The 21,382-nt window shown below is 66.3% G+C and carries 22 protein-coding genes; 17 read left to right on the forward strand and 5 right to left on the reverse strand.

Going from position 1 to position 21,382, the window contains the following annotated elements:
- Positions 1-11 precede the first annotated feature (11 nt).
- From trbK-alt to TP2_RS04870, 13 genes are all read left to right on the forward strand, one after another.
- The gene (gene trbK-alt / locus TP2_RS04810; RefSeq protein WP_038074222.1) at positions 12-278 is read left to right on the forward strand and encodes a putative entry exclusion protein TrbK-alt; all 267 of its coding nucleotides are present in this window, start codon (positions 12-14) and stop codon (positions 276-278) included.
- 3 nt (positions 279-281) lie between these two features.
- Positions 282-1,631 carry a P-type conjugative transfer protein TrbL gene (trbL, locus tag TP2_RS04815; protein WP_038074227.1) on the forward strand — a complete coding sequence of 450 codons (1,350 nt, stop codon included), beginning with the start codon at positions 282-284 and terminating at the stop codon, positions 1,629-1,631.
- On the forward strand, positions 1,628-2,317 hold the full coding sequence (trbF, locus tag TP2_RS04820) for a conjugal transfer protein TrbF (protein ID WP_038074230.1): 690 nt from the start codon (positions 1,628-1,630) through the stop codon (positions 2,315-2,317). The genes trbL and trbF overlap by 4 nt, the downstream gene beginning before the upstream one ends.
- Positions 2,314-3,288, forward strand: a complete 975-nt coding sequence (gene trbG, locus TP2_RS04825; RefSeq protein WP_051692186.1) for a P-type conjugative transfer protein TrbG — start codon at positions 2,314-2,316, stop codon at positions 3,286-3,288. Before trbF ends, trbG begins: the two co-directional genes overlap by 4 nt.
- Positions 3,285-4,421: a TraB/TrbI/VirB10 family type IV secretion system protein gene (locus TP2_RS04830; protein ID WP_038074233.1), complete on the forward strand. Its 1,137-nt coding sequence runs from the start codon at positions 3,285-3,287 to the stop codon at positions 4,419-4,421. Before trbG ends, TP2_RS04830 begins: the two co-directional genes overlap by 4 nt.
- Position 4,422: 1 nt before the next feature.
- The gene (locus tag TP2_RS04835) at positions 4,423-4,641 is read left to right on the forward strand and encodes a DUF2274 domain-containing protein (protein ID WP_038074236.1); all 219 of its coding nucleotides are present in this window, start codon (positions 4,423-4,425) and stop codon (positions 4,639-4,641) included.
- 115 nt (positions 4,642-4,756) lie between these two features.
- A complete protein-coding gene (locus TP2_RS04840; protein ID WP_038074239.1) occupies positions 4,757-5,623 on the forward strand; it encodes a patatin-like phospholipase family protein in 867 nt (288 codons plus the stop codon).
- Positions 5,624-5,854: 231 nt separating this feature from the next.
- Positions 5,855-6,604 carry an ABC transporter ATP-binding protein gene (locus TP2_RS04845; RefSeq protein WP_038074242.1) on the forward strand — a complete coding sequence of 250 codons (750 nt, stop codon included), beginning with the start codon at positions 5,855-5,857 and terminating at the stop codon, positions 6,602-6,604.
- Positions 6,604-7,560: an ABC transporter permease gene (locus tag TP2_RS04850; RefSeq protein WP_038074244.1), complete on the forward strand. Its 957-nt coding sequence runs from the start codon at positions 6,604-6,606 to the stop codon at positions 7,558-7,560. The genes TP2_RS04845 and TP2_RS04850 overlap by 1 nt, the downstream gene beginning before the upstream one ends.
- A complete protein-coding gene (locus TP2_RS04855; RefSeq protein WP_038074247.1) occupies positions 7,553-8,539 on the forward strand; it encodes an ABC transporter permease in 987 nt (328 codons plus the stop codon). Before TP2_RS04850 ends, TP2_RS04855 begins: the two co-directional genes overlap by 8 nt.
- Before the next feature lie 6 nt (positions 8,540-8,545).
- Positions 8,546-9,172, forward strand: coding sequence for a hypothetical protein (locus TP2_RS18795; protein ID WP_206198315.1), 627 nt, complete (start codon positions 8,546-8,548; stop codon positions 9,170-9,172).
- A 154-nt stretch (positions 9,173-9,326) separates the two neighbouring features.
- Positions 9,327-9,986, forward strand: coding sequence for an undecaprenyl-diphosphatase (locus TP2_RS04865; protein ID WP_051692188.1), 660 nt, complete (start codon positions 9,327-9,329; stop codon positions 9,984-9,986).
- Positions 9,987-10,090: 104 nt separating this feature from the next.
- Positions 10,091-10,582, forward strand: coding sequence for a plastocyanin/azurin family copper-binding protein (locus TP2_RS04870; protein ID WP_084713969.1), 492 nt, complete (start codon positions 10,091-10,093; stop codon positions 10,580-10,582).
- A 46-nt stretch (positions 10,583-10,628) separates the two neighbouring features.
- Here the strand turns inward: TP2_RS04870 and TP2_RS04875 are convergent, their stop codons facing one another.
- The 5 genes from TP2_RS04875 to TP2_RS04895 all read right to left on the reverse strand — a co-directional run bounded on the left by TP2_RS04875 (position 10,629) and on the right by TP2_RS04895 (position 17,768).
- A complete protein-coding gene (locus tag TP2_RS04875) occupies positions 10,629-12,719 on the reverse strand; it encodes an LssY C-terminal domain-containing protein (protein ID WP_038074249.1) in 2,091 nt (696 codons plus the stop codon).
- 20 nt (positions 12,720-12,739) lie between these two features.
- Positions 12,740-14,053, reverse strand: a complete 1,314-nt coding sequence (locus TP2_RS04880; protein ID WP_038074251.1) for an APC family permease — start codon at positions 14,051-14,053, stop codon at positions 12,740-12,742.
- Positions 14,054-14,062: 9 nt separating this feature from the next.
- A complete protein-coding gene (gene mprF / locus TP2_RS04885; RefSeq protein ID WP_051692190.1) occupies positions 14,063-16,678 on the reverse strand; it encodes a bifunctional lysylphosphatidylglycerol flippase/synthetase MprF in 2,616 nt (871 codons plus the stop codon).
- Positions 16,679-16,800: 122 nt separating this feature from the next.
- The gene (locus TP2_RS04890; protein WP_038074254.1) at positions 16,801-17,019 is read right to left on the reverse strand and encodes a hypothetical protein; all 219 of its coding nucleotides are present in this window, start codon (positions 17,017-17,019) and stop codon (positions 16,801-16,803) included.
- Entirely contained in the window at positions 17,016-17,768 is a 753-nt protein-coding gene (locus TP2_RS04895; RefSeq protein WP_051692191.1) for a COG4280 domain-containing protein, read from the reverse strand. The genes TP2_RS04890 and TP2_RS04895 overlap by 4 nt, the downstream gene beginning before the upstream one ends.
- Between TP2_RS04895 and TP2_RS04900 the strand changes: the two genes are divergently transcribed.
- The 4 genes from TP2_RS04900 to TP2_RS04915 all read left to right on the forward strand — a co-directional run bounded on the left by TP2_RS04900 (position 17,767) and on the right by TP2_RS04915 (position 21,380).
- Positions 17,767-18,717, forward strand: a complete 951-nt coding sequence (locus tag TP2_RS04900; protein ID WP_051692192.1) for a MurR/RpiR family transcriptional regulator — start codon at positions 17,767-17,769, stop codon at positions 18,715-18,717. The genes TP2_RS04895 and TP2_RS04900 overlap by 2 nt on opposite strands.
- Before the next feature lie 123 nt (positions 18,718-18,840).
- Entirely contained in the window at positions 18,841-19,248 is a 408-nt protein-coding gene (locus tag TP2_RS17890) for a PepSY domain-containing protein (protein WP_051692193.1), read from the forward strand.
- Between the two features lie 87 nt (positions 19,249-19,335).
- Positions 19,336-20,007 carry a response regulator transcription factor gene (locus TP2_RS04910; RefSeq protein WP_038074256.1) on the forward strand — a complete coding sequence of 224 codons (672 nt, stop codon included), beginning with the start codon at positions 19,336-19,338 and terminating at the stop codon, positions 20,005-20,007.
- Positions 20,004-21,380 (forward strand): sensor histidine kinase, encoded by a 1,377-nt coding sequence (locus tag TP2_RS04915; protein WP_038074259.1) that lies wholly within the window; start codon positions 20,004-20,006, stop codon positions 21,378-21,380. The genes TP2_RS04910 and TP2_RS04915 overlap by 4 nt, the downstream gene beginning before the upstream one ends.
- Positions 21,381-21,382 lie beyond the last annotated feature (2 nt).

The raw sequence follows: 21,382 nt of genomic DNA on the forward strand, positions 1-21,382 counted from the left end.
GGAGCAGGCCCATGGAGGGATCGGTCCTCGCGCGCATCGCGGCCATCGTCTTCGTCGCCATCGCGATCACCGCGGCGGTGGTGGAGATGGGCCGGGACGAGGCGGGGCAGGTGGCGCGTCCGGTGGCTCCTCTCATGCCGGAGACCGATCCCTTGCGCGCCGAACAGAGGCGCTGCCAAGAGCTGGGCGAGGCCGCGGCCTCCGATCCCGGCTGTCTCGCCGTGTGGGCGGAAACCCGCGACCGCTTCCTTGGGCGCGGCCGGGCCGGGGGCGAGTGAGCCATGGGCGGCACCGGCGTTATCGACACCTTCCTCGGGGTCTTCACCTCCTATATCGACAGCGGCTTCGGACTGTTGGGTGGCGAAGTCGCCTTCATCGCCAGCACGCTGATCGTGATCGACGTGACGCTGGCCGCGCTCTTCTGGGCCTGGGGCGCGGATGACGACATCATCGCCCGTCTCGTGAAAAAGACCCTCTTCGTGGGCGTCTTCGCCTGGCTCATTTCCAACTGGAACAGCCTTGCGGCCATCGTCTTCGACAGTTTCGCGGGGTTGGGGCTTCTGGCCTCCGGCACCGGCTTCTCGCCCGCCGATCTCCTGCGCCCCGGACGGGTGGCGCAGACCGGGCTCGATGCCGGGCGGCCGCTTCTGGAGTCCACCGCCGATCTCATGGGCTTCGTCGCCTTCTTCGAGAATTTCATCCAGATCGCCTGCCTGCTCTTCGCCTGGGCGCTGGTGCTCCTGGCCTTCTTCCTGCTCGCCGTGCAGCTCTTCGTGACGCTGATCGAGTTCAAGCTGACGACGCTCGCGGGCTTCGTGCTGATCCCCTTCGGCCTCTTCGGCAAAACCGCCTTCATGGCCGAGCGGGTGCTGGGCAATGTCGTTTCCTCCGGCATCAAGGTGCTGGTGCTGGCGGTGATCATCGGCATCGGCTCGACGCTTTTCGGCCAGTTCACCGCCGGGTTCGGGGGCCTGACACCCACCATCGACGAGGCCATGGCGATCGTGCTGGCCGCGCTCTCGCTCCTCGGTCTCGGAATCTTCGGCCCCGGCATCGCCACGGGCCTTGTCTCCGGTGGGCCGCAACTGGGCGCAGGCGCGGCCGTCGGCACCGGGCTTGCCGTGGGCGGGGCTGCCGTCGCGGCGGGTGGCGGGGCCATGCTCGCGGCCCGAGGTACAGGCGCACTCGCCTCGGGCGGGGCAGCCGCCACGCGCGGAGCCGCTGCCGCCACCGGGACCGCGTCCACCGCCTATAGCCTCGGATCGATGGGTCAGACCGGGGCTGCTGGTGTGGCCTCCGGACTCCGCGGTGTGGCCCGGGCCGCTGGGTCCGCCGCCGCATCGCCCCTGCGCCGGGCCGCCGCCTCGGCTAGTGATGCCGTCAAGGCAAGCCATGCCGACGGCGCCCGCGCTGGCTTCGTAGCCACGGGCGGCACCTCCTCGCTCGGCAGCGTGGCAGGCGCGTCGGCTGCCATGTCCGCTCCCGCAGGCACCCCACCGGCCTGGGCGCGGTCCATGCGTCGCAGCCAGGCCATGAGCCATGGCGTCTCCGCAGCCACTCACGCGTTGCGCGCCGGGGACAGTCCCGGTTCCGGCGCCTCCGTCCCCCTCTCTGAAAGCGACCGCCCATGAGCCTCTTCAAACGCGCCGGCGCGCATTACGGCAAGACCCCGGACCCCGAGACCCCTTACCAGAAGGCCGCCCAGGTCTGGGACGAGCGCATCGGTTCCGCCCGGGTGCAAGCGAAGAACTGGCGCCTCATGGCCTTCGGCTGCCTGGTCCTAGCGGGCGGTTTCGCCACGGCGCTGGTCTGGCAATCGGCGCGCGGCACCGTCGTGCCTTACGTCGTCGAGATCGACCGGCATGGCGAGGCCCGCGCCGTCGAGGCGGCGAGCGCGGGGTATCGTCCGAGCGATCCGCAGGTCGCCTGGCATCTCGCCCGTTTCATCGAGGAGGTCCGGGGGCTGCCCGCTGATCCCATCGTCGTCCGGCAGAACTGGCTCCGCGCCTATGAATTCACCACCGACCGCGGCGCGCTGGCGCTGAACGACCATGCCCGGGCCAACGATCCCTTCACACGGGTCGGCGAGGACCAGGTCTCGGTCGAGGTCTCGAGTGTCATCCGCGCCTCGCCCGACAGTTTCCGGGTGGCCTGGTCCGAACGGCACTACGAGAACGGCCAGCTCGCGCGCACCGAGCGCTGGACCGCGATCCTCACCATCGTGATCGACCCGCCGCGCTCGGCGGACCGTCTGCGCGCCAACCCCCTCGGAATCTATGTGAACGCCATCAACTGGTCGCGGGAGATGAGCCAATGACCCGACCGATCCTGCCCCCCGTCCTTTTTGCGACAACGCTTCTGGCCGCCTGCGCCAGCGACCGCCCGCCCGCATTCGCCTATGACGACGCGGTGCCGCCCTTGCCATCGCCGCCTGCCACGGCGCCCGATGACCGGCCGCGCCCGCTCCATGTCCCGCCCGCCTGGACCCCGAGCAGGGGCGGGGAGGCGGCGGCGACGCCGGTCACCCAGGTTGGAAATGCCAATGCGGCCGCCCGCGTCGAACCGCGCCAGGCGGGGTATTTCAACGCGATCCAGATCTATCCCTGGTCCGAGGGGGCGCTCTATCAGGTCTACGCCGCCCCCGGCCAGATCACGACCATCGCCCTCGAACCCGGCGAACGCCTCGCCGGCACCGGTCCGATCGCGGCGGGCGACACGGCGCGCTGGATCATCGGCGACACCGAAAGCGGCGCGGGGCGCGATACCCGCGTCCTCGTGCTCGTCAAACCCACACGGCCCGATATCCGCACGAACCTCGTGATCTCGACCGACCGGCGCACCTACCTGATCGAGCTCAACGCCAGCGAAGAGACCTGGATGCCCGCCATCTCCTGGGCCTATCCGCGCGCGCCCGACGCCCCAAGCGTCGCGCCGGCCACGCCGCGCATCCCGCCCGTCCATGCCCGCAACCACCGCTACGGACTGCAGGGCGACAGCCCGCCCTGGCGGCCGGTTTCCGTCTTCGACGACGGGCGCCGGGTCTATGTCGTCTTCCCGCGCGGCATCGCCCAGGGCGAGATGCCGCCGCTCTTCGTGCTCGGGGCCGATGGTGAACTGGAGATCGTAAACTCCCGCATCCACGGCAATGTGCTGATCGTCGACCGGCTCTTCGGCGCGGCCGAGCTGCGCCTCGGACGCGGACCCCGGCAGGAGGTGGTCCGAATCCTGCGGATCGAACCCCGGACCGAGGCCACCGTGGTGCGGCAGGATGCGGAGCGGGGGACATGAGCGAGACATCGACCGACACCGCTGCCGCCATGCGCCTGCGTGCCGATCCGCCGCGCGTCACGCGGATTTCCCGCAAGGTGATCATCGGGCTCGGCGTCGTTGCAGGCCTCGGGATCGGTGCGGCCCTGATCTACGGCCTGCAACGTCCGGACAGGACGGCCGCCCCGGACGAGCTGATCACCACGGACCGCCGCCAGCCCGCCGATGGTCTCCGCGATCTGCCCGGCAGCTATGACGCGATCCCGCGGCTCGGACCGCCCCTGCCGGGCGATCTCGGTGGTGGCATCCTCGATGCGCAGCAACGGGGCCAGCCCATCGCGGCTCCAAGCCTCGCGCCCCCGACCATGGACCCGGCGGAGCAGCAGCGCCTCGCGGAACTGGAAGCGGCGCGCGTGAGTGACCTCTTCTTCCAGACGCGGCCCGGAGCGCCCGCGTCCACCGGGTTCCAGATGCCGCCTGCGGCACCGGAGAGCGGTTTGGCCGCTACCCCGGATACCGATCCACGTCAGGCCTTTCTGACAGCGCCGACCGACCGACGAACCGTCGCACCCGACCGCATCCAACCACCAGCGTCTCCGTACCTCCTGCAGGCCGGCTCCGTTATCCCGGCCGCGCTGATCACCGGTATCCGCTCCGACCTGCCGGGCCAGATCACCGCGCAGGTCACCCAGAACGTCTATGACAGCCCCACCGGCAGCCTGCTTCTGATCCCGCAAGGCACCCGGTTGATCGGCGCCTATGACGACAGCGTTACCGTCGGCCAGCGCCGCGTGCTCCTGGTCTGGACCCGGCTGATATTCCCAGATGGACGATCCCTCGTCTTAGAACGCCAGCCCGGCGCGGATGCCGCGGGCTATGCCGGTCTCGAGGACCGCGTCGACAATCACTGGGCCAGCATCTTGCGCGCGGCGGGGCTTTCGACCCTGCTCGCGGTCGGCGCGGAGCTTTCCCTCGATGAGGACGACCGCCTCGCCCGCGCGCTCCGCGACGGGGCCTTGGACACGATCAACGAGGCCGGACAGCGGATCGTTCAACGCCAGCTGGAGGTCCCGCCGACTCTCACCATTCGCCCGGGCTTCCCTGTCCGCGTGATCGTCACGCGGGATCTCGTCTTCGCGCCGTCCGGAGGCTGACATGACCAAGCTGAAACTCGGGCCGATCCCGGACGACAAGCCGGTGAAGCTGACCGTGGAACTGCCCGCAGAGTTGCATCGCGACCTGATCGCCTATGGTGAAATCCTCGGTCAGGAAGCCGGACAGGGACCGATCGAACCGGCAAAGCTGGTGGTTCCCATGCTCGAGCGGTTCATCGCGACGGATCGAGGGTTTGCCGGGCGCGGCAGTCAATCGTGACTGCGGGCATCGCGATCGCGGAAAAGCGTGTGTAAGGTTCTGCAACTTCGGCTGACTATCGTGTCCCGACAAGGAGAAAATTCAAAATGCCGGACCGCAACAGGCAGGAACGCAAATGGCCGCTGCAGGTTTGACAACACCTTCCATCGGTCTCGCTCTCGGCGGGGGAGCGGCACGCGGACTGGCGCATATCGTGGTTCTGGAGGCGCTGGACGAACTGGGGGTCAAGCCATCCTTCATCGCCGGCTGTTCGATCGGTGCCTTGCTCGGCGCGGCATATGCCTCGGGCCTGACCGGGGGCGAGATCCGCGAACACGCGCTTTCGGTTCTCGGCTCACCGAGTGCGGCGGCGCGCCGGCTGTTCTGGCCGGGCGAGCGCGAGGAAAAGGTGCGGCCGATAAATCTGGGACTGTTTCTCGGCGTTTCGCTGAACGGGCTCGGGCTGGTTCGGCTTGTGTCGCCGCCGGGTCTGGCCAGGCGCGTCGAGGATACCGAGATTCCCTTTGCGGTCAGCTCGACCGACTTCTACGCGGGCCGGGAAGTCACGATAGATACGGGCGAAATGGAACAGGCCGTGGCGGCCTCGATCGCCATTCCCGGTGTGATCGAGGCCCCGCGCCTGAACGGTCGGGTGATGATCGACGGAGCCTATACCAACCCGGTGCCCATGGATCACGTCCGAGAGCGGGGCTGCGAATTGCTGATCGCGGTCGACGTCACCGGCAAGGCGGTAGAGAACGAAGACGGGAAAGCCCCCGGCGCGACGGAGTTGATCATTGGCGGCACCCAGATCATGCAACGTGAAATCACGCGGCTGAAGGCGCAGACCGCTCGGCCGGACGTGATGATCGTGCCGGCGACCGACCGGTTCGGCGCGCATGAATTCCTGAAGATCCGGGAAATCCTCGCAGCCGCCGAGCCCGAGCGCGAGCGGCTCAAGCGGAACCTTTCCTTGCTCCTGGACGGCCGCAACGGCGCCTAAAAACGCGTGCGGAGTTGCGCGGTATTGCCCGTTTCGGGGCCGCCTGTGCATTGGATGTTCGCGAGGTAATCGAGACTTGCCCCCGGCGTAACGGCCCTTTTATCGAAAGGTCGGCGACCGCACCTGAACGGCTTACCAATCTGTAAGAAGCAGCCAAGGAATATCCGGGATTACATCGTCATGTCTCCGGGTGAGGCGGAATTTTGCCGCCCCGCAATCGGGACAGAAACCATGACGCAACCAGCGATCGAGACCCGCGGGCTGAGCCAGCGCTTCGGCGACTTCCGGGCGGTCGAGGATCTGAACCTCACCGTCGCAGAGGGCGAGGTGTTCGGCTTTCTCGGCCACAACGGCGCGGGCAAGACCACCACAATCCACATGCTCACAACGCTCGCACGGCCCGCTTCGGGCAGCGCACGGGTCGCGGGCCACGACATCGTGACAGACCCCTTGGGCGTTCGGCGCGAGATCGGCTACGTGCCCGAAAACGTGCGCCTCTACGACACGCTGACGACGCGCGAGAACCTGACCTTCTTCGCCCGGCTTTCCGGCGTCGAGGACGCATCGGACCGCATCGCCGAGGTGCTCGACTTCCTGTCCATCGAGGAGCTTGCCGACCGTCGGGTCGGCACGTTTTCCAAGGGCATGCGCCAGCGGGTGGGGCTTGCCCAGGCGATCCTGCACCGCCCCGGCATCCTGTTCCTGGACGAGCCGTCCTCGGGGCTCGATCCGATGGGCATGAAGATGCTGCGCGACCTCATCGGCCGGCTCAACCGCGAGTGGGGCATGACGATCTTCATGAACACGCACCTTCTGTCGGAGATCGCCAAGAGTTGCACCTCGATCGGTGTGCTGAACCACGGACGGCTGGTGTTCCACGATTCCATCGACGTGGTGATGAAACGCTATGGCGACGAGGAGGCGTTGGAAGAGCTTTACCTGTCGGTCGTTCCCGTCAATGCCAAGGGGGAGGCCGCGTGATGACCGCCCTCGCCACCCACGCCATGCCGCCCGACCGGGCGGTTGCGCGCCAGTCGCTTCTCTACATCTTTCGCGAACGAACCGTGGCGCTTCTGGCGGCGCTCTTCGTGGTGCTGGTCATGGTCTCGGCCTATCTGGGCTGGTCCGCGACGAGCACTGTCAATTCGATCTACAACGACGCGGTGGTCTACCTGACCGCACAGGGTCAGCCGATTCCGCCGAACCCGGTGCATGACATCTCGCCCCTGTCGCTGATGCGGAACATGTCGATCTATGTCAGCCTCATCGGCGCGCTGGCGGCGATCGTGATCGGCTATCAGCTGATCGCGGCGGATCGCAAATCGGGTGTTGTGCCGCTGATCGGAGCGCGGCCGCTGGAGCGCGGGGAGTATCTGCGCGGCAAGATCGCGGCGCTGCTGGCGGCCAATGGCGCGCTGATGAGCGTGGCGGCCGTGATCGCCACGGCCACCTTCCTGATCCTGCCGCAGGTGAGCCTTTCGGCAGCGGGCTGGGGCAAGCTCTTACTCTTCTTCGTGCTGGCCTATGGCTACATGGTGATGTTCGGGCTCCTGGCCCTGGGCACCGCCGCACGGACAAAATCGGAATCGGTGGGGCTGCTGGTGCCGGTGACCGCGTGGCTGACGGTGACCTTCATCCTTCCGTCGCTGACCGGCAACATCCACCCCACCGCAGCCATCAACCCGATCTCGGCCCTGGCGCCGCCGCCGGACACGACATTCTTTCACTGGACCGGCTGGCTGATCGGGCCGTTCTCGGTGGCGGAAAGCTTCAAGTGGCTGTCAGCCGACCTTCTGGACTATCTGCCTGCGACCGCCGTGACAGGTTCCATGGTTCCGCCGCTGCCGGATTTCTTGCTGGCGCTGATCCTGGCGGCCGCCTTTGCGGTGCACTCGGTCGGGGTCATGGACTTCACCCGGGGAGACTACGATGTCTGACTTTACCAACCATCCTGTCCGCACCATCGCGGGAAAGGACATCGCGGATGCCCGGCGGGACCGGTTCATCCTGATCGTCACCGGCTTCATCGCGCTGGCTGCTCTGACCTCGTTGATCACCGGTGCCGTCGCGCTGTCGACCGACGTGGCCACATACAACGACGCCAAGGCGACGTTGCTGGCGCTCGGCAAGTCGCTGGACAGTATCGCCGCGCCGGAGTTCTACCCGCTGAAGCTCCTGCGGGGCGCGATCGAGCAGTTCGAGATCATCGGCGCCGTGCTCGGCATCCTCGCCGGCTTCCGCGCCGCGGTCTCCGAGCGCGGTCGCCAGACGCTGGCGCTGATCATGACCCGGCCCGTGAAGGGATGGCAGTTCCTGGCCGGAAAGTATGTCGCCGGGCTGGTGCTGTTGTCGACCGGCCTGCTGGCGGTTTTCGCGCTGGCCGCGCTGGCACTGCAGCTATCGTCCGGCGTCGGCCTGGGACTTGGAGATCTCAGCCGCATCGGGATCGTCTGGTTAGTCGCTTCGGCCTATGTGATGGTTTTTTACGGCCTCACCTTCATCCTCACCCTCTGGATGAAGCGGCCCGCAAACGCGCTGCTGATTTCGTTCGCCGTCTGGCTCCTGGTGGTGCTGGTCGCGCCGCAGATCGGCGACACGCTGGACCCCGACAACCAAGTGGCCGGCGGTGTGTTCAAGCAGTTGCAGGTACCCAAGGCCGAGCAGGACCGCATCAAGGCCGGCTACGCGACCTTCGAGACCGTCCGGAACGGCATCGAGGCGGCATCGATCACCAAGCACTTCGAGCGGTTCTCCTTCGCCGTGCTGGGGATCAAGGACACCTACACCGGCAAGGCCCTCGGCCCGATCCTGGTCGAGAAGCAGGGCGACTTCCTCTGGATTTTCCTCACCTCCCTCGGACTGGCAGTTCTCATGATCGCCCGCCCGATCAATGCCAATCGTCTCACCAAGGAGTAATTGACGATGACCACCCTGACCAAAACCTCGATGATTGCGGTTCTGACCGCGTTCACCCTCTCGGCGGCGGCGCCTGCCTTCGCTGCTCAGGACACCGATGGAGATGGCGTGCCTGATACCGCCGAGCCGCTGATTCATACCGATCCGCTGAATGCCGATACCGACGGCGACGGGATGAACGACCTGAAAGACCCCAAGCCGGTCTTTGCCGACAATCAGATCAAGGCGGATGGCGGCCCGGCACCGTTCAAGATCAAGGAAGCGCTGGTCGAGGACAACTACGACCCCGCCGCGCGCAAGGACGCACCCGACCACCTGGAACTGCAACTGGTCAATTCCGGCGCGACCGATCTGACCGGGTTCTCGGTCTACTACACGATCAAGGACAAGGACACCGGCGATACCGAAGCCTACTACAAGGTGCTCGATGGCTTCTCTGTGCCTGCCGGTGGGGATGCCCGCATTAACTTCGACGACAGCGGCATGGCCGGTCACTTCCGCGCCAACCCGAATTCGATCTACCTCACCAGCCAGAACGCCAAGACCTTCACCGTCGAGGTCAAGGCCGACGGCTACCAGCCGGTGACGGTCGAGATCCAGAAGGATGCCGGCGGCGCCGAACAGGCGGACTGAGGCGTCACATACTCCGGCCGCATCGAAAATGCGGCCGGAGAGCCCGCGGCACCACTCACGGCGTGTGCGGGCGGATCGTCGCCGGGAAACCGGCGGCGATCCTTTGCAACATCTCTTGTTTGTTGCGCCCACATTTCCGACATATGTACCCTTCATGGATCATCTCAATCTCATCCTGTTTTCCTGGCTCAATGGGCCCGCCAGCCCGGGATTTCTGCAACTGGGCGTTGACCGCCTCGCCGCCGAATGGCTGATCTGGCTCGTCGCGATCGGTTTTGTGCTCGGCTATCTGCGGAGCGGCCGCGCCGGGCGGGTTGCGATCATACGCACCGGGATGGCAGCGGTGGTTGCGTTGGCGGTCAACTTCACCATCGCGGCGCTCTGGTATCACCCACGACCCTTCGAGTTGGGCGTGGGCCATCAGCTCTTGCCGCACGCAGCGGAGACGTCGTTTCCTTCTGACCACGCGACGGTGCTCTTCGCCGTGGCCTTCGGGCTGATGGCCTTCGGCGCACGGCGCATCTGGTGGTCGCTTGCCCTGTGCGCAGCCATTGCGGTCGCCTGGGCGCGCGTCTGGCTTGGTGTTCACTGGCCGCTCGACATGGCGGGTTCGCTCGCCGTGGCGGCTTTGGCGGTCATGATCCTGCGTGCCCTTGACCGCACGCGTCCCGCGGTGGCTCTGACCGAAGCTATCCTGGCGATTTCCGATCGTGTATTCGACCTGCTCCACCTCCCCGAACGCGTTGCTACTCGCTCCGGCGCCGGGAGGCAGACCCAAGGCGAGAGCGCCGATGGCAATCTTACAAAAGTTTAATCGGGCAGTAGGCCAAACTCGGGAAGATCGTTGATCGAGATCAATCCTGCCGAGAGCCAATGGGAGTAAGCCAGTCTCGCACCAATTATGCGATGGAGATCAAGATGATACTCACAAGACGAAACTTCCTGGTCGTGGCAGCCACGGCCGCCCCGGCGCTCGCCGCACTTCCGGCAGCCGCCGCTGGCGAGACCGTGATCGACGTTTCGCTCTGGGACGACCCGAACAAGGATACACCGACCGGTCTCGGCTACGGCATGGGCGGTGACATGTCGAAGGCGAACATGGGGATCAAGGTCAGCCAGGCCGAAGTCACCGCAGGTCATGTCGCCTTCAAGGTGACGAACGACAGCAAGGACATGATCCACGAAATGGTGGTCTCGCCGATCAAGGAGACGGGCAAGCCGCTTCCCTATGACGCCGACCTCGACAAGGTGATCGAGGACGATGCCGGGCACCTCGGCGAGGTGGCCGAGCTCGACCCCGGTCAGAAGGGTGGCCTGACGCTCGACCTCAAGCCCGGCCAGTACATCCTCTATTGCAACATTCCGGCTCACTACGGGGCGGGCATGTGGACCGTACTGACGGTGAAGTGAATGTGAACGGCGTCCGCCCGCGGTTTCCCCTGCAGGCGGGCGCCCTTCACTTCAGCGTGACCACCGCTGCCTTTCCATCGGTGAACCAAGGGTCTCCGGCGACGGATGTGCCCAGCCGCGCCTTCGAGAGTTGCAGCATCTCGGGCGTTGCGACGACGCCGGCGTTCCGAAGGTCGGTTACAAGGTTGTCGCGTTCGGCATCGACGTTGGGGTCGATGTGGTGGAGAAGCTGCCAGTCGAGCCCGTCGTCGAAGCTCGCGGCCCCGACGAACAGGCGCAGGCCCGCGCGCGTGACGAAGTAAGAGCGCCAGAAGCGGACATGGTGGCGCTTCCGGAGGGTCTTGTCGGCGGTGGGCTTCTGGAACGCGATGTCGTTGGGCTGGCCGCGCCAGAAGTAGGGCGTGACGGGGGCGGTGTCGTCCTCGAGCCCCGTCACCAGCGCCCATCCGGCGCGGCCCAGCGTGCCGAGCGTCGGCTTTTCGGCCGGTGTCCATCCGGCGCTCGCCATCGCGGCCTTCAGCGCCGCCTCGTCGCGGGCGAGGACGATCACGTTCACCGGTTCCAGCGGCGTGCCGATGATCGACTCGGTCGTGTTCGGCGCCTTGCCCGCGGTGAACAGGCTGGCGATGTCAGCGACGGTCTCTTCGGCAGTCTGCGCCGCCACCACGTTGCGCGCCTTGTCATAGGCGGCAACCTGCCAGCCGGCGAAGAGAACGAGCACGACCGCCAGCCCGATACCCCCGGCGCGCATTGCTCCCGATATGGGTGAGGCCACGCTGCCGCGCGTCTCGCGCCACCATTCGGCCAACGCGATGCCGATCAGCAGCCAGAGCGCGCCGACCAGCCAGCCGTTCAGCACATCGGTCAGGTAGTGCTCGATCAGGTAGAGCCGGCTGAGCCCGATCGCGAAGGCCAGCGTTGCGGCCAGAAGCGCCGCCATGACCGGTCCAAGGCGCCCAAGCCGCCAGGCGACGAAGAACAGCATCCCGTAGAAGGCTACCGAGATGGCAGCGTGACCGGAGGGGAAGCTGCCGGATGTCTCGACGAAATATGCCAGTTCCGGGCGGGGGCGATCGAATATGCGTTTCAACAGCGCCACGGTCACCACGTTGCCGGCGACCGAGGCCGCAACTCCCAGCGACAAGTCGGCCCGGCGGCGCAGCCACAAGAGAACCAATGCGGACGCCATCAGGGCTGCCACCACGCGCCTGTCGCCGAGTGCGGTGACATGAGCGGCGGTCTTCAGAAGCCAGGGCGTCCAGAAGGCGTGGATCAGGTTGGCCAGTCGCACGTCGGCCTGCACGATCGGCTCGGCCATCAGGAAGTCGAGCGCCGAGCCAGCCCAGATGATCAGCACATAAAGGATCGCGCCGCCCAGAAGCGTCGCCATTAACCCCGAGGCGCGCGAGGCATCAAAGCGATGGGCAATGAAGCCGGCCAACCTGGGGTGGCGTGCGCTCCAGGCCGCTACATCAGGGTTCGTCGTGATGGCCTGCGCGATGGAACGCAGGATCGACAGTACGAATGGCAGCATCCGCTCGATACGGATGATGAGCCACCAAAGCACGGCCAGCAGCAGCAGAACCGCGCCGGCGAAGATCGCAAGCCGCGTGGCGATCGGGCCGATGCGGGTTATGACGTCGCCGAGAAAATAGCCGAAGGCGACGTGCCCCAGCGCATAGGGAAAGCCCGAGGCGATGTTCCAGATCAGGAATCGTCGTCGCTCCATCCCGGCGACGGCGGCGGCAAAGGGCACCAGCCCCGAGACAGGGCCAAGGAAGCGCCCGATCACCAGCGCAAGGCCGCCGTGGCGCCGAAACAGCCGTTCTGCTTTCTGATAGCTCGGCGAATTTTCGGGCTTCCAGCGGGTGTTCATTCCGCGCCGCGCCCAGACGCCCGCCCAGTAGCCGATCTCGCCGCCGAGGATCGAGCCGATGGCCACGAACCAGGCAAGATCGAAGAAGTCGATCGCACCCTGCTGCACCAGGATCCCGCCAGCATCGACGACGAGCGTGCCAGGCACGAAGACGCCGGTCGCGAAGAACGCCTCCAGCATCGAGGCCAGGCCGATGATCCAGTAGGACCACAGTCCAAGCGCTTCCAGCGAGGGCAGGATCTGATCAAGCGTGTGGGGCATCCCGGATAGGCCTTCTTTCGTTAATTCCCGGTCGTCTGCTGGCCCGGTGTCCGCGCGGTAACCTTGCGGCCGGTCACGGCGTGCAGTCCCGTTTCAACGATGAAAGACAGCGCAATAAAGCCGACAATCCACAACAGCAATCCCGGATTTGTGGTGCTCAGATGCCAGCCGCCAAGCGCCACCGCCGCGGCGTTGGCCAGCACCGCCAGCCAGATGAGGCCACGCGATGCGCCGGTCTGGTCCAGAAGCCGCAGATGCCCGATATGGGTCACCATGTGGATGAACAGCATCGTCAGCGCGCCGATCACGGCGATGGCCGACAGGTCGAAAAGCACGGCCAGCAGAACGATGGTGGCGGAGCTGACGATCAATCCCTCGCGACTGTGGCCAATGGGCTCGCCGAAGATCGCAGGAAGCTCTCCCTTGCGAGCCATTTCGTAGGTCACGTTGGTCACGGCATATAGCGCAGCGTTGATTGCCGAGGCGGTTGAAAACAGCGCGGCGACAGCGACGATGATGAACCCGGCCTGACCAAAGACCGGGCGCGCCGCCTCTGCCAGCGCATAATCCCGCGCAGCGACCACCTTGTCAGGTGGCAGGTTGCCGAAGACGGCAATGGCGAGCGCTACATAGATCACCATGACCAGTCCGATCGCCGTCATGATCGCGCGCGGCAGGGTACGCGCCGGATCGGCCATGTCCTCGGCGGCGTTGGTGATGACGCGGAAGCCCTCGTAGGCAAAGAAAGTGATGGCGACGCTATAGAGGATCATCGGGGCAGGTGGATAGCTCGCCGGCGCCAGTTGCGCCGGATCGACAAAAACCAGCCCGACGGCTGCGAAAGCAACAAGAACCGACATCTTGATCAGAACGACGATGTTTTCTGCCCGCGCCATGGCCTTCGCACCGCCGAGATTGATGACCATGAAGGCGAGAATCACAAGGGCCGCCAAAACGGACACCATAATCTGCGGTGTGCCGACAGGTATGAGCGCCACCGCATAAGTGCCGAAGGTGCGCGCCACCAGCGACACAGCCACCAGCGCGCCCAGATACATCGTAACGCTCATGGTGCCGGAAAACCGGCCCACTCCGTAAGCTTGCACCAGGTATTCGACCAACCCGCCGGCGGCAGGGTAGCGGGCACCGAGCCGGCCGAAGGAATAGCCCGACAGCAGCGCGATCAGGCCGCCGATCACGAAGGAAACCCACACCGCGCTGCCGGCAATGGCACCCGCAGCGCCAAGAAGTGCGAAGATGCCGGCCCCCACCATCGCACCGACACCCATGGCGACGGCGGACCAGAAGGATACGTGTTGACCTGACCTGTGCATATGGCGTCGCTATCTTCCGATGATGCCGCGCGCGCCGCCGGCGATCAGCAGCGCTGCATCCTTGAGCGCGGCGAGCGGCGTGACCCCCGGTGGGACGGCCACGAAGCGCGGCCGCCATTCGGGATCGAACTTGTTCTTGTAGGCGCGCAGGCCCTCGAAGTTGTAGAAGGCACTGCCATGGCGGAAGAGGATCGCGCCGAAGCGGTTCCACAGCCGCGCCCCGCGCCGCGCCTCAAGGCCCGCCAGCGGCGCCATGCCGAGGCTGAACTCCCGCGCACCCGCATCGTGGTAGTGCTCCATCAGTTCGATGAACAGGAATTCCATCATCCCCGAGGCTTCCTCGGGCAGGTAGCGCATCAGGTCGATCGACACCCGCGCGCCGTCGCCCGGCGCCAGCACGTTGGCGAAGGCCAGCGTGCGGCCCTCGCGCCGGACCACTGCGACGGGGAAGTTCTGCAGATAGGCGGGGTCGAAGCGGCCCACGGAAAAGCCTTTCTCGCGGCCGACCTTGTCGCCCAGCCAGGCATCCGAGATCGTCTTCAGTTCGGCGATCAGTGCGTCGTCGTGGGGCGGCGGGAGGATGGCGAACTCCAGCCCTTCCTTCAGCGCCTTGTTGTGGGCGGCCCGCATCTTCTTGAACTTGCCGCCCGCGAGTGACCAGTCGGGCAGGTGCACCACCGCCTCCTCGCCGATCTTCTGCAAGGAAAACCCCATCTCGATCCAGAGCGACAGGTAGCGCTCGCTGACCTCGTAGAGAACCGGGCGCGCGGCATGCTCCCATGCTTCGTCCCAGAAGGCCCATGCGAGGTCTTCGATGGCCTCTTTTGGGCCCACGGGGTCGGCGTAGGCGACCCAGCTCTTGCCCTTCACGCCATACATGATGAAGGCCGTACCCGTGTCGTCGAAGAACAGCGACTTGTCGCCCGAGAGCGCGATGCAGGCCTCGGGGTCGTTCTGCGAAAGGGCGATGGCACGGGCCTTGTCCAGTGCTGCCGGGTCGGGCAGGCGGGTATGGGTGCGGGCCGGCTGGATCGCCAGCCAGACAGTCGCCACCAGAAGCACCGCCGAACCGGCCAGACCCGCCCGAAGCGCGCGCGGTGTGTTGGCCGCGCCCGAGAACTCGGTCCACAGCGAATTGGTGTAGGGCGTAGCCGCGTGCATGAAGAAGAAGAAGGCCCCGGCGCTGACCACGATGCCGGCAACGAGGATGGACCAGCCGGGACTGAGAACGCCGCGCGTCAGCTTGGCGGAGCGGTTGAACTCGGCCCTGAAGGGCCAAAGGATTGTCGCGGCACCGAGCAGGAGCGCCGCGCTCTCGATGTCGAGGCCATTGAGAAGCGACGCGGCGGCGCCGGCCGACAGCGCCGTCTCGGTCAGCCAGAAGGCGCCGGAAATGCGCCGCGCCAGCCCCTGGCTGAGGATCAGCAGCAAGACGCCCAGTATCGCTGACAGCAGTGCGCCGCCTTCCAGAAGGATCGCGGCGAGAAGGTCGTTGGGGTCGATCTCGTCGGGTTGAACGGACGGCACCAGTGCGATCAGCAAGAGATAGGCACCAAGGGCAAAAGACGTGACCCCGACCAGCGCCGGGGCGGCGGAGGTGGCCGATTGCATGACCGGCCGCAAAGGCTCGGGCACCTCGCCAAGGAGGCGCGTGACGAAGCCACCTGCCAACCGCGCCTCGTTCAGCGCGACCACGGCGAGCGCAAGCGCGAAGGGCACAAGGTAGTAAATCAGCCGGTAAAGCAGTAGCGCGGCCGCCACCTGGTCGAGCGGCACGCTGGCAGGCATGGCTGCGATGACGACGGATTCGAACACGCCAACACCGCCAGGGACGTGGCTGAGCACGCCCGCCATGGCGGCCGCAGCGAATATGGCGAGGAAGGTCAGGAAATCCGGTGCGCCGTGAGGCAACAGGACATAGAGCGTCAGCGCCGCCATCGCGGTGTCGACCAGCGTGAAGGCCAGCTGTCCGAACAGGATGCCGGGCGAGGGGGCCGAGATCTCGGCCTTGTGGATGCGCAACGTCGCGCCAGTCACGGAAAGCCAGGTCAGAAGGGCGACGGTCGCCAACGCTGCAAGCCCCGCCCAGACGCGGATCGTGCCCGGCGCGAAGGGCAGCACGCCCTCCAGTGCGTAAGGGTGGATGGCAAGCGCGCCGAGGCCGATCACCGTTATGCCAAAGCCGAAGGCGAGCGCCACGAAGGTCGAGACGGAGGCGACCTCGAAGGCGTTTAGACCAAAGGCGGAATAGATGCGGTAGCGCACCGCACCGCCCGAGACGACGCTGATGCCGATCGTGTTGCCGAAGCTGTAGCCGAGAAACCCGCCCACCGCGACGATGCGCAAGGGCACCTTCTTGCCCAGGTATCTGAGCGCCGACCAGTCATAGCCGATCAGCGCGACATAGCCGGCGGCGGTGGCAGCGAAGGCGGCCAGCAGCGTCGTCCAGGGCGTGCCACGCACCTGCGCAATCACGTCGGCCGCCTTGACCGGCTTCAACAGGTGGTAGAGGGCATAGACGCCAAGCCCGAAGAGCCCGAGGCCGAGAACGACCGGCAGGACATGGCGCAGGCCGCCCAGGCGGCTGCGGGTCGGAGCACTACCCGGGTCGGTTTCGGCTGTCATTCCTGATCCCCCGCTTGGAAATCGAAACGGGGCCCCGAATCCGCGTCCGGGGCCCCGCTTTGATCTATGATTAACAGTCGCGGCGTTTGTTGCGAAGGTCTTACAGGTCTGTAATGCCCCGGCTATCTATTGCGGCGCCGACGCGTCTCGCGAAGAACTGCCTCGCCAAGGACCGCGATGCTGATCGCGGCCAGCAGAAGGCCAGCGGCCACCGGGCCGACGACCCCTTGGCCCAGCAGGACTGCCACCGCGACGATGCCGGCCAGAATGGCGATCGTCAGGCGCAGGTCGGCCACGAACATCTTGAAAAGCTCCTTGAAGACGTCACCGAGGATATTCATGCCGGGCTCCTTTCAAAGCTGGTGCGGGCGGCGCGGGCCAGGGCGATCCCGGTCAGCAGGAAGACCGCCGCAAGCGGCAACAGGATCAGGTCGGCGCCGGGCCATTCCACGCCCATCCCCTCGCCGGTCCAGAAGACGCCGAAGGCCGAGAGCATCACACCGACGCCGAACTTGAGCGTGTTCTCGGGCACCTGCGACAGCGGTTTGTGCACCGCCGCGCCGACGATCAGCACCAGTGCGCAGGCGGCCAGCGCGCCAAGCGAGGCCTCCCACAACAGGCCCTTTCCGGCGCCCACGGCGACGACGATGAAGGCGACCTCCAGTCCTTCCAGCAGGACCGCCTTGAAGGCCGCGATGCCGGCGATCCATCGCAGCGTTTGCGGAGAGCCACCTTGTGCCTGCAACTCGGCGGTTTCCTCTGCAAAGGCCTCGATCTCGTCGTGCAGCGGCAGAACCCCGGCCGAGCGCAGGACCGCCTTGCGCAGCCAGCCCATGCCGAAGAGCAGCAGAAGGATGCCTACGAAGAGCTGCAGGATGTGAATCGGGATGAACTGCAGCGCTGGCCCCAAGATCAGAACGACCAGCCCCAGGACGGCCAGCGCGGCGACCGTGCCGACGATGGCCGGGCGCCAGCCGCGCGTGGTGGCAACGGCCAGAACGATGGTGAAGGCCTCGACCACCTCGACGATCGAGGCGAGGAAGGCCGCGGTGACTGCGGGAAACAGGACAGTCCAGAAATCAGGGGGCATGGCGCTCTCCTTGGATTGCGTCGTGTATACGACTCAGACGACGCGTTTCATACCGCTTGCGTGTTGCAAATACAACGCTTATGTTGTGAACATGATAAGCGACGGCCTCTCAACCCGTATCGCGGCCCTCACGCCCAAGGCCTCGCCAGTCGAGGCGCGGGTCCTCGACTGGCTTGCACGGAACCGCGAAACGGCGCTTCACGCCTCCGCCGCCCGGATCGCCGCCGCGGTCGGCACAAGCGACGCGACAGTCATCCGCGCCGCCCGCAGGCTCGGATATGATGGCCTGGACGCGTTGCGTACAGCGCTGGCCGAAGATCTGCGCCGCGATCTCACTCTGACCGAACGGATGGCAAGCGATGTCGAACGGGCCGAGGCGGGCACGCCCCTTGCGGTTGCCGCCGAAGCCCTGCGCGCGTCGCTCGACGCCATCGAGAGGCTCGACCGCAAACAAATCACACAGATGGCGAGGGAGATCGGCGCGGCGCGCCGGGTCCATGTGTTCGGCATCGGGCCATCGGGCTTCATCGCGGGCTACATGGCGGCGCAGTTGGTTCGTCTGGGGGTCGATGCCCGCGCGCTGATGCGCACCGGGCTTCAGTTCGCCGACGATCTTGTCGGTGTGGACAAGGGCGACATGGTGCTGGCGCTGGCCTACGACCGGCCCTACCCGGAAGTGCGTGCCCTGTTCGACCGGACAGAGGTTCTGGGCCTGTTCTCCGTGCTCGTGACCTCGGCCGGCACCCGGCTGCCCGACGCGCGTGCGAGCATGACGCTGCGCGTGCCGCGCGGGCGCGCCGAAGGCTTTGGCATGCACGCCGGCACGCTGGCGTTGCTGGAGGGCCTGCTGATCGCGGTCTCGGCGGCCGACCCAGAGCGCGCCGCCAGCGCACTTGACGCATTGAATGCCGCAAGACGGGCCATCTCCAGCGACAGCATGGATCTGTGAGCGGGGCCGTAAACCTCATTACGCGATTGTAAGAGCACGGTCAGGCCTTCCCGGGAACGGGTCTCCATTTTGTTGGTCATCGGGCGCCACACCGGTGCCCAGGAAACCGAAAGGAGAGCAGCAATGCAACGCAAACTGATCCTCGCCACCGTCATGACGGCCATCGGCATCTCGGGCGCCAGCCTGGCGATGGCGGCCGGAACCAACACCGGCAACAGCCCGGCCATGACTGAGGCCCAGATGTTCCAGGCCGCGAAGGTGAAGCTGGACGAAGCCGGCAAGATCGCGCTTCGCGAGGTGCCGGGCACCCTGGCCGCGATCGGCTTCAATGACGAAAACGGCAAGGGCGTCTACGAGGCAATGGTGATCGGCGCCGACGGCCAGCCTTCCATCGTCAAGATCGACGCGGACACCGGCGCCGTGCTGGGCAAGGGGCTCGCCGCGAACTTCGATGACGAGGATGGCGACCACGAGAACGGCGGCGTTGACGGCGACCACGACGGCGAAGGGAACGAATCCGACGAAGGGTGACCTTCGCGAAACGGACGAGTCGGGCCGGCCTTGTGCCGGCCCGGCGCATTTCGCTACAGATCTCTCTTGAAAGGCAGGGCAGAGGACATGCGCATACTTCTTGCAGAAGACGATCAGGAAACCGGCGACTGGATCCGCAAGGGCCTGGCCGGCGAGGGCCATGTCGTCGATCATGTCCTGAACGGGCGCGAGGCGCTGGCGCAGGCGATGGCCAGCGACTACGATCTGTTCATCGTCGACCGGATGATGCCGGAACTCGACGGTCTGTCGCTGGTGAAATCGCTGCGGTCGGCAAAGATCGAAGCGCCCGTCATCTTTCTCACCGCCCTGGGATCGGTGAACGACAAGGTCGATGGGTTGGGCGCCGGGGCCGACGATTATATCATCAAGCCCTTCGCCATGGCCGAACTGTCGGCGCGCATCGCCGCCATCGCCCGCCGCCCCAAGGAGCGGAAGGAGGTCATCGAGCTTGCGGTCGGCCCGCTGCATCTTGATCTGATCACGCGCACTGTCACGCGGGACGGGCAGCGCATCGACCTGCAGCCGCGTGAATTCCTGCTGCTGAAACATTTCATGGAACGTCCCGGCCGGGTGCAGACCCGCACCATGCTGCTTGATGCGGTTTGGGGCATTCATTTCGACCCCAAGACCAGCGTGGTCGAGACCCATATCAGCCGCCTCCGATCGAAGATCGACAAACGATTCGACAAGCCACTCCTGCAAACGCTTCACGGCGTGGGCTACGTGCTCCAGCCATGAGCGGGTGGCGCGCCCTCAGGCTGCCCTCGGCGATGCAGATGGCGCTGAGCCTCTCTGCACTCTTCGTCGTCTCGGCGGTGGTCGCAGGCGTGGTGGCATGGGTCGTGATGGGCGACGAGTTGCGTTCGCGCCTTTACGACGATGCCCGGGTGCAGGCCGAGGCTCTGGCGGCGGAGTTGTCCCGCGGCGGCCCCGAGGAGCTTCGCCGTCAGATCGGCACCATTGCCGCCTTCGGCGAAGACCACGGAACGCTTTATGCCTTCGTGCCTGCCGCTGGCAGTGCCCCGGTGGGGAACATGGCGCTTTCCCAACCCTTCAGCGGTCCGCGCCAGCTTGAGGCCGGGCGCGACATGGTTCTCGCTCACGATCCGGGCGACCAGCAAGGCGAGATCTATTTCGCCTGGGGGCTTCGAACCCCGGCTGGCTGGGTGGTGGTCGCCCGCGACAGCCAGTGGATCACCGACAGCCAGGAGGTGCTTGTCCAGTCGATCGCCTGGGGGCTGGGCGTGGCGCTGGTTGCAACTGTCCTGCTTGCCTTTGCCATCGGCCGGCGGGACGCGCGCCGCGTCGCCGAGATCAACCGTGTCCTGGCATCGGTGGCGCAGGGCGACCTGGCCGCGCGTTACCTTGAAGATGCGCGTGCCACAGGGGATGACCTGTCGGAAGTCGCTTCGGGCCTCAACCGGATGCTCGAGCGGCTGCAAACCAATGTCGAGCGTCTCGCCCAGGTTTCGGCCGACATAGCGCACGACTTGCGTTCGCCGCTTACACGGCTACGGTTGCGGCTCCAGCCGCAGGCGCTGCGCGACGGCCTGCCCGAAGACACCCGCGCCGCGATTGCCGCGTCTCTCGAGAGTCTCGACGCCATCGCCGCCAGCTTCGACGCCATCCTGCAATTGTCGCAGATCGAGACCGGCAACATGGCGCTGGAGGCCTGCCCGGCCGATCTGCGCGACATTGCCCGCGACGTGCACGAGATGCTGTTGCCCGTGGCCGAAGAGAGCGGCCACGGGCTGGAGCTGAGCCTTCCCCAGGTCCCGGTCAGGGCCGAGGTGAATGCCGAACTCGTCTCGCAGGCCCTGGTCAACCTCATCGACAACGCGTTGCGCCACACCCCGCCCGGCACGCGGATCGACTTTGGCCTGGCGCAGGAGAACGGGCGGGTGCGCCTGTCGGTTTGCGACAATGGCCCCGGCATCCCGGCCCAGGAGCGCGACAAGGTCACGCAGCGGTTCTACCGCCTCGACCGCAGCCGAAACCGCCCCGGAACCGGGCTCGGCCTCAGCCTGGTTGCTGCCATCGCGAGACTGCACGGCGGGCAACTTGAGCTGACCGACAATGCACCGGGGCTTTGCGCGCATATCCGGTTATGATG

Source organism: Thioclava pacifica DSM 10166 (assembly GCF_000714535.1).
Lineage (GTDB): Bacteria > Pseudomonadota > Alphaproteobacteria > Rhodobacterales > Rhodobacteraceae > Thioclava > Thioclava pacifica.

What these genes read in the sequence shown, in the direction of transcription:
- trbK-alt (WP_038074222.1), top strand. Translation starts at nt 12, where the DNA reads ATGGAGGGATCGGTCCTCGCGCGCATCGCGGCCATCGTCTTCGTCGCC.
- TP2_RS04895 (WP_051692191.1), bottom strand. Translation starts at nt 17,768, where the DNA reads ATGCCCCCTGATTTCTGGACTGTCCTGTTTCCCGCAGTCACCGCGGCC.
- TP2_RS04910 (WP_038074256.1), top strand. Translation starts at nt 19,336, where the DNA reads ATGCGCATACTTCTTGCAGAAGACGATCAGGAAACCGGCGACTGGATC.
- TP2_RS18795 (WP_206198315.1), top strand. Translation starts at nt 8,546, where the DNA reads ATGACCACCCTGACCAAAACCTCGATGATTGCGGTTCTGACCGCGTTC.
- trbF (WP_038074230.1), top strand. Translation starts at nt 1,628, where the DNA reads ATGAGCCTCTTCAAACGCGCCGGCGCGCATTACGGCAAGACCCCGGAC.
- TP2_RS04880 (WP_038074251.1), bottom strand. Translation starts at nt 14,053, where the DNA reads ATGCACAGGTCAGGTCAACACGTATCCTTCTGGTCCGCCGTCGCCATG.
- TP2_RS04865 (WP_051692188.1), top strand. Translation starts at nt 9,327, where the DNA reads ATGGATCATCTCAATCTCATCCTGTTTTCCTGGCTCAATGGGCCCGCC.
- TP2_RS04890 (WP_038074254.1), bottom strand. Translation starts at nt 17,019, where the DNA reads ATGAATATCCTCGGTGACGTCTTCAAGGAGCTTTTCAAGATGTTCGTG.
- mprF (WP_051692190.1), bottom strand. Translation starts at nt 16,678, where the DNA reads ATGACAGCCGAAACCGACCCGGGTAGTGCTCCGACCCGCAGCCGCCTG.
- TP2_RS04835 (WP_038074236.1), top strand. Translation starts at nt 4,423, where the DNA reads ATGACCAAGCTGAAACTCGGGCCGATCCCGGACGACAAGCCGGTGAAG.
- TP2_RS04875 (WP_038074249.1), bottom strand. Translation starts at nt 12,719, where the DNA reads ATGCCCCACACGCTTGATCAGATCCTGCCCTCGCTGGAAGCGCTTGGA.
- TP2_RS04915 (WP_038074259.1), top strand. Translation starts at nt 20,004, where the DNA reads ATGAGCGGGTGGCGCGCCCTCAGGCTGCCCTCGGCGATGCAGATGGCG.
- trbL (WP_038074227.1), top strand. Translation starts at nt 282, where the DNA reads ATGGGCGGCACCGGCGTTATCGACACCTTCCTCGGGGTCTTCACCTCC.
- TP2_RS04845 (WP_038074242.1), top strand. Translation starts at nt 5,855, where the DNA reads ATGACGCAACCAGCGATCGAGACCCGCGGGCTGAGCCAGCGCTTCGGC.
- TP2_RS04830 (WP_038074233.1), top strand. Translation starts at nt 3,285, where the DNA reads ATGAGCGAGACATCGACCGACACCGCTGCCGCCATGCGCCTGCGTGCC.
- TP2_RS04900 (WP_051692192.1), top strand. Translation starts at nt 17,767, where the DNA reads ATGGCGCTCTCCTTGGATTGCGTCGTGTATACGACTCAGACGACGCGT.
- TP2_RS04855 (WP_038074247.1), top strand. Translation starts at nt 7,553, where the DNA reads ATGTCTGACTTTACCAACCATCCTGTCCGCACCATCGCGGGAAAGGAC.
- trbG (WP_051692186.1), top strand. Translation starts at nt 2,314, where the DNA reads ATGACCCGACCGATCCTGCCCCCCGTCCTTTTTGCGACAACGCTTCTG.
- TP2_RS17890 (WP_051692193.1), top strand. Translation starts at nt 18,841, where the DNA reads ATGCAACGCAAACTGATCCTCGCCACCGTCATGACGGCCATCGGCATC.
- TP2_RS04850 (WP_038074244.1), top strand. Translation starts at nt 6,604, where the DNA reads ATGACCGCCCTCGCCACCCACGCCATGCCGCCCGACCGGGCGGTTGCG.
- TP2_RS04840 (WP_038074239.1), top strand. Translation starts at nt 4,757, where the DNA reads ATGGCCGCTGCAGGTTTGACAACACCTTCCATCGGTCTCGCTCTCGGC.
- TP2_RS04870 (WP_084713969.1), top strand. Translation starts at nt 10,091, where the DNA reads ATGATACTCACAAGACGAAACTTCCTGGTCGTGGCAGCCACGGCCGCC.